Raw genomic sequence first — 6,656 nt, forward strand, 5'->3', positions numbered from 1 at the left:
CGTCGTGCTCAGTCGCGCTCGAACGGCCGGAAGCTACCGTCGAGGACCTGCAGATGACCGATCGTGCGGCCGGTGACCTTGCCCGGATCGACCAGCACCAGTTCGACTGCGGCGCGGGCGAATTCATCGGCCTCGGAGGTGTCGCCGAATTCCCGCGCATAGTATGCCAGGCCCGGGGTCAGGATGGGTTTGGACGGCGACAACCCGTTCACCGCGACGTTGTGGTCGGCGAGGTCGTAGGCCGCGCACTGGGTGAGGTGCTCGAGCGCCGCCTTCGACCCGCCGTAGCCGGGCAGCACTGCCCCGCTGCGGTCGGGGTAGGGCCCGTCGCCGGGCATTCGCGACGCGACCGAACTGATGTTGACGATCGCGCCCCCGCCCGCGTCGATCATGTCGCGGCACACCCGTTGCATCAGCTCGTAGGCGGCGAAGACCGCGATCTCGAAGTGCCGGCGATACGCGGCCAGGGGGATGCTGACGAACCCGGGCCAGCCGGGTTTGGCGCCGGCCGCGTCGGGCGTCTTCGCCATCCCCGCCGTCGGCTTGGCGCGCGGCGCCGCGCCCGGTGCCCGCGGGCGCCCCGGCGCAGTGAAGGCCGCATTGTTCACCAGGATCGTGATGGGCCCCAGGGCATCTCGCGCCGAATCCACCAACCGGGGGATATCGTCCGGGTCGGTCAGGTCGGCCCGCACCGCGACCGCGCGGCCACCGGCAGACTCGATCGCGGCGACCGTCTCGCCGATGGTCCCGGGCAGCCGCTCGTCCCACACCTGCTCGGTTCGGCCCGCGACCGCTACGGCCGCGCCCTCTGCCGCGAGCGCCGCGGCGATCGCGCCGCCCAGGCCGCGGCTGGCGCCGGTGACGATCGCGGCCCGCCCCGCAAGCCGCCTCGTCATCGCCGCACACCGTGCACGACGATGGCGGTGGTCTGCTCCACCCACGCATCGTCGAGTTCGTCCTCCGGGCGCAACAGCATCCGCAGCATCGTCGCTCCCCCGATCAACTCGATCAATCGGTCGGGGTCCACATCGTCGTGCGCCTCACCCCGCTTGACGGCCTCGCCCAACCGCAGGCGCACCGCGGCGAACAGGTCGACGAAGCGGGACATGACCCGCGCGTTGAGGACGGGGTCGGCGGTCATGTCGGCTACCAGACCGGGCAGCGCGGCGCGCACCACCGGCGTGGTGAAAACGTCGCGGGTGGCCTCGATCATCATCCGGACGTCGGCGGCGATGTCGCCGGCCGGCGCCTCCAGCGCGGTGGGAGCCGTCGGGAAAGCCGCCTCGTGCACCAGCTCGGCCTTGCTCGACCACCGCCGGTACAGCGCGGATTTCGTGGTGCCCGCACGCTCTGCGACCGCGGCCAGGCTCAGATTCGAATAGCCAATCCGCACAAGCAGTTCCGCGGTCGCGGATAAGATGGCCGAATCGATGCGCGGGTCCCGCGGCCGGCCGGCGCCAGGGGCGGAACCGGGGCCGGCACAGGGAGCCTTGTCAAGGGCGGACGGGTCTGCTTTCATAACGCTACCTAACGTATCGTAATTGCCGCGAAGAGGCCGTGAACATTTCTTAAAGAATTTCTCAAAGCATGTCCCAAAGCATGTCCCAAAGCATGTCCCAAAGCATGTCCCAAAGAACGGAGGCACCCGTGGCCGACGAGCCTGTCCTCGACAAGATCGACCGCATGCAGCGCTCCAGCCGCGACATCACCGCCCTGCCGGGGGTGATGTCGCGGTGGCTGTCCACCGTCCTGCCCGGCGGGGCGACGCCGGAGGTGACCGTCGAGAGCGGCGTGGACTCCACGGGCATGTCATCGGAAACCATCATCGTGACCGCCCGCTGGCGCCAGGACGGGCAGCAGACCGAACAGAAGCTGGTGACCCGGGTGGCTCCCGCCGCCGAGGACGTGCAGGTCTTCCCCACCTATCGGCTCGATCACCAATTCGAGGTGATACGAAAGGTCGGCGAACTCAGCGACGTCCCCGTTCCGCCGGTCCGCTGGCTGGAACCCACCGGCACTGTACTGGGCACGCCCTTCTTCGTGATGGACTACGTCGACGGCATGGTGCCGCCCGACGTCATGCCCTACACGTTCGGCAACAACTGGTTCGCAGACGCGCCCGCCGAACGCCAGCGCGAACTGCAGGACGCCACCGTCGGGGTGCTGGCCAAGCTGCACGCAATACCCAACGCCACCGCGGAATTCGGGTTTCTCGCCGAGAGCTCCAAGGTTTTCGGGGGTGACACCGCGCTGCGCCGACACGTCAATTGGGTGCGGTCCTGGTACGACTTCGCGGTGCCCGACATCGGCCGCTCACCGCTGCTGGAGCGGACCTTCGAGTGGCTCGAAACCCACTGGCCGGCCGAGGCGGCCGCCACCGAACCCGTCCTGCTGTGGGGCGACGCCCGGGTGGGCAATGTGTTGTACCGCGACTTCCACCCGGTGGCGGTGCTCGACTGGGAGATGGTGACGCTAGGCCCACGCGAACTTGACGTGGCATGGATGATATACGCGCACATGGTATTTCAAGAACTCACCGGCCTCGCGGGACTGCCCGGGCTGCCCGAGGTGATGCGCGAGGAGGATGTCCGCGCCACCTATCGCCAGCTCACCGGCGTCGAGGTCGGCGACCTGAACTGGTTCTACGTCTACTCGGGCGTGATGTGGGCGTGCGTGTTCATGCGCACCGGAGCCCGGCGGGTGCACTTCGGTGAGACCGAGAGACCCGATGATGTCGAATCGCTGTTCTACCACGCCGGACTGATGCGCCGTTCAATTGGCGAGCGTCTCATCGGAGAGGACCAGTGATGCGGCAAATACTTGGCCCGCTCGACGAATTCCCGGTCCACCAGATCCCCCAGCCCATCGCGTGGCCGGGGCCCTCGGACCGCAATTTCTACGATCGCTCCTACTTCAACGCGCACGACCGCACCGGGGACATCTTCGTCATCAGCGGCATCGGCTACTACCCGAACTTGGGCGTCAAGGACGCGTTCGTACTCGTCCGGCGCGGGGACACGCAGACCGCGGTGCACCTGTCCGACGCCATCGACCAAGATCGGCTCAACCAGCGTGTCAACGGATACCGCATCGAGGTCGTCGAGCCGCTGCGCACACTGCGCCTGATCCTCGACGAAACCGACGGCATCGCAGCTGATCTCACGTGGGAAGGCCTGTTCGACGTCGTGCAGGAGCAGCCGCACCTGATGCGATCCGGCAACCGGGTGACGCTGGACGCACAGCGGTTCGCCCAACTCGGCGCCTGGAGCGGCCACCTCGTGATCGACGGCGACGAGATCGCCGTCGACCCGGCGACCTGGATCGGCAGCCGCGACCGGTCCTGGGGCATCCGGCCGATCGGCGAGCCCGAGCCGGCGGGCCGGCCCGCCGACCCGCCCTTCGAGGGCATGTGGTGGCTGTACGTACCGATGGCGTTCGACGACTTCGCGATCGTGCTGATCATCCAGGAGGCGCCCGACGGGTTCCGCTCGCTCAACGACTGCACCCGAATCTGGCGCGACGGCCGTGTCGAGCAGCTGGGCTGGCCGCGAGTGAAAATCCACTACCGCTCCGGCACCCGCATCCCGACCGGGGCGACGATCGACGCCACCGCCCCGGACGGCACCCCGGTGCACTTCGACGTCGAGTCCAAGCTGCCCGTCCCCATCCACGTCGGCGGCGGCTATGGCGGTGACTCGGACTGGCTGCACGGCGTGTGGAAGGGGGAGAAGTTCGTCGAACGGCTGACCTACGACATGACGGACCCGGCGATTGTCGCCCGTTCCGGTTTCGGCGTCATCGACCACGTGGGCCGCGCACTGTGCCGCGACGGCGACGCGGACCCGGTGGAGGGCTGGGGGCTCTACGAGCACGGTGCGCTGGGCCGCCACGACCCGTCCGGGTTCGCCGACTGGTTGTCAGTCGCCCCCTGAAGCCCCCTGAAGCACCCCTGAAGCCCCCTGAAGCCCCTTGGCGCTGGGCATTCTCTCCCGAGTGCGGTTCACTGAACGGCGTGACAGATCCGCCGCCGAACGCCGAACCCCGGAACGCCGACCCCCGGAACGCCGACCCCCGGAACGCCGACGTCGTCGTGGTCGGTGCCGGCTTTGCGGGCCTGGTCGCTGCGCGGGAGCTGACCCGACGGGGTCATGACGTGGTGGTCTTCGAGGGCCGCAACCGGGTCGGCGGCCGCTCGTTCACCGGCAGCGTCGCGGGGCTGCCCGCCGACATGGGCGGAACCTTCGTCGGCCCCACCCAGGACGCGGTGCTGGCGTTGGCCGCCGAGCTGCAGATCCCGACCGCCGCAACTCACCACGACGGCAGCAGCATCATCCAGTGGCGCGGGTGGGCGCGGCCCTACCGCGGCACCATCCCCAAGCTTTCGCTGGCCGGGCTGATCGACATCGGCCGGCTGCACTGGCAGTTCGAGCGGATCGCCCGCGGCATCCCGCTGGCGGCCCCCTGGGACGCGCGCCGCGCCCGCGAGTTGGACTCCCAGTCGCTCGGCGACTGGTTGCGCGCGGTGCGCGCCTCCGAGTCCTCCCGCGACCTGCTGGCGATCATGGCCCGGGTGACCTGGGGATGCGAGCCCGATGACGTGTCGATGCTGCACGCGGCCCGCTACCTGCGCGCCGCCGGGGGCCTGGACCGCCTCCTGGACGTCGAAAACGGTGCCCAGCAGGACCGTTTTCCGGGCGGCACGCAGCAGATCGCCGAGGCGATGGCGGCCGAATTGGGCGCACGTGTCGTGCTCGACGCGCCGGTGCGGTGCATCGAGCGCCACGACACCGGCATCACGGTCACGTCCGACCGGGGCCTGGCCGAGGCCCGATTCGTCGTCGTTGCCGTCCCACCTGCCCACCGCTCCGCCATCGAGTTCACTCCCCCGCTGCCCAAGGAGTACGACCAACTTGCCCGGCACTGGCCGCAGGGCCGTCTCAGCAAGGCCTATGCGGCCTACTCCACGCCGTTCTGGAGGGCCACCGGATACTCCGGTCAGGCGCTATCGGACCAAGGCCCCGTCTTCATCACCTTTGACCTCAGCCCGCACGCCGATGGGCCGGGCATCCTGATGGGGTTCGTCGACGCCCGCGCGTTCGACTCGCTACCCGCCGAGGAACGCCGCCGCGACGCGTTGCGCTGCTTCGCGTCGCTGTTCGGCAGTGATGCGCTCAAACCCCTCGACTACGTTGACTATCGCTGGGGGACAGAGGAATTCGGACCCGGTGGTCCGACGGCGGCGGTGCCGCCGCGGTCGTGGACCCGGTTCGGACCGTACCTGCGCCGGCCGATCGGCCGGATCCACTGGGCCGGTACCGAAACCGCCGACGAGTGGACCGGATTCTTGGACGGCGCCGTACGATCCGGCCGCCGCGCGGCCGCCGAGGTCGCCGCCCTGCTGTGACCCGCCGTACTGTGACCCGCCGCGCTATGAACTGACGCTCCGCAGCCGCACGTCGCCGTTGACCGATGCGACGAGTTTGCGCAGATGCCGGGTCACTTCGGCGGGCTGCTCCAGTAACGAGCAGTGACCGCCGGCCAGTTCGACGAGGCCCACCACGTTGGGAGCAGTGCTTGCGATCACGCGGGACTGGCAAAAGGGCGTCAGGCGGTCGCGCTCGCTGCCGATCACCAGGGTCGGCACGGTCAGACCGTCCAGGTCGAGGTACCGCGACCCCAGCGACCCGACGAGCATCCGAGCACAACCGCCGCGCCCAGCGGGCGGGGTCTGCGCGAACAACTCGTGGACACGCCTCGCCGCGCCCGGGTCCGCGTCTTTGGCAACGGCGAGCATCGCGATCAGGCGGCGACTCGGGATGCGGGCAACCCCGGGCAGCGGGAACCCGCCGAACGCGCTGATCAGTCCGCGCGCTACCAGGTCCCGCGCCGGCGACAGGCTGCGCGGCACCGGTAACAGGCTCACCTTGCTGACCAGGTCGCCGGTCGTGGTGTTGATCAGGGCCACCGCGTCGGCGCGCCGCTGCACCTTGTGGCGGTACCGCGCGGACCAGGCGACGATCGCGATGCCCCCCATCGAATGACCGGCCACCATAGCGCGTTCGTACGGCGCCAGAGTCGCCTCCAGCACGCAATCGAGGTCCGACGCGAGGGCTTTGAGGGTATAGCCGTTGCCGCGCGGGACGCCGCTGCGCCCGTGACCCCGGTGGTCGAAAGCGATCACCCTGTGGTCGGCGGCCAGGTCGGCGATCTGGTACCCCCACGCCCGAATCGCGCAGGTGATGCCGTGCGTGAGCACGATCGGATAGCCGTCCGCGGGACCGAACACCTCCACGTGCAGCGGGGTGCCGTCGGCCGCGCGTACCGTCAGCGCTCGGCTCGGCGGCAGGTCGTCCGACGGAGCGTCCGACGGAGCGTCCGCCCGCGCGTCGCCGCCGCGGGTGGATCGCCCGGGACGCATACCGCTCTCCCCGTCCACTGCGGCCACCTCCACTGCGGACACCTCCACTGCGGCCACCTCCAATGCGGCCACGCTGCCGCGGTTCAGGATTCCGAGAGTTTAACGTGACGCGGTCGGCAATTCCGGCATATTCGCCGAATTACCGAGGCGAATCCCCTTGATCGGCGGTCCTATTCGGCACGCGCAGGGAGACCTCGGTTGTCGACAGCAGAATAATGCTCGATCCGGCCGAAGTCCG

The 6,656-nt window shown here is 69.4% G+C and carries 6 protein-coding genes; 3 read left to right on the top strand and 3 right to left on the bottom strand.

The genetic code is table 11. From position 1 onward, the window contains the following. Positions 1–8: 8 nt before the first annotated feature. Together AC2VOK_RS08340 and AC2VOK_RS08345 are read right to left on the bottom strand one after the other, a co-directional pair. Complete coding sequence (locus tag AC2VOK_RS08340) at positions 9–896, bottom strand: SDR family NAD(P)-dependent oxidoreductase (RefSeq protein ID WP_428900050.1); 888 nt, start codon at positions 894–896, stop codon at positions 9–11. Further along, positions 893–1,519 carry a TetR/AcrR family transcriptional regulator gene (locus tag AC2VOK_RS08345; RefSeq protein WP_428900051.1) on the bottom strand — a complete coding sequence of 209 codons (627 nt, stop codon included), beginning with the start codon at positions 1,517–1,519 and terminating at the stop codon, positions 893–895. The genes AC2VOK_RS08340 and AC2VOK_RS08345 overlap by 4 nt, the downstream gene beginning before the upstream one ends. A 104-nt stretch (positions 1,520–1,623) precedes the next feature. Here AC2VOK_RS08345 and AC2VOK_RS08350 point away from each other — a divergent pair, with 104 nt between their 5' ends. From AC2VOK_RS08350 to AC2VOK_RS08360, 3 genes are all read left to right on the top strand, one after another. Beyond that, positions 1,624–2,808: a phosphotransferase family protein gene (locus tag AC2VOK_RS08350; RefSeq protein ID WP_428900052.1), complete on the top strand. Its 1,185-nt coding sequence runs from the start codon at positions 1,624–1,626 to the stop codon at positions 2,806–2,808. Beyond that, positions 2,808–3,932, top strand: a complete 1,125-nt coding sequence (locus AC2VOK_RS08355) for an Rv3169 family protein (RefSeq protein WP_428900053.1) — start codon at positions 2,808–2,810, stop codon at positions 3,930–3,932. Before AC2VOK_RS08350 ends, AC2VOK_RS08355 begins: the two co-directional genes overlap by 1 nt. A gap of 80 nt (positions 3,933–4,012) precedes the next feature. Then, the gene (locus AC2VOK_RS08360) at positions 4,013–5,404 is read left to right on the top strand and encodes a flavin monoamine oxidase family protein (protein ID WP_428900054.1); all 1,392 of its coding nucleotides are present in this window, start codon (positions 4,013–4,015) and stop codon (positions 5,402–5,404) included. 24 nt (positions 5,405–5,428) lie between these two features. On the opposite strand, the gene AC2VOK_RS08365 is transcribed toward AC2VOK_RS08360, so the two are convergent. Beyond that, positions 5,429–6,418, bottom strand: coding sequence for an alpha/beta fold hydrolase (locus AC2VOK_RS08365; protein WP_428900059.1), 990 nt, complete (start codon positions 6,416–6,418; stop codon positions 5,429–5,431). Positions 6,419–6,656: the final 238 nt, after the last annotated feature.

It is taken from the genome of Mycobacterium sp. TH-M116, from assembly GCF_057473685.1.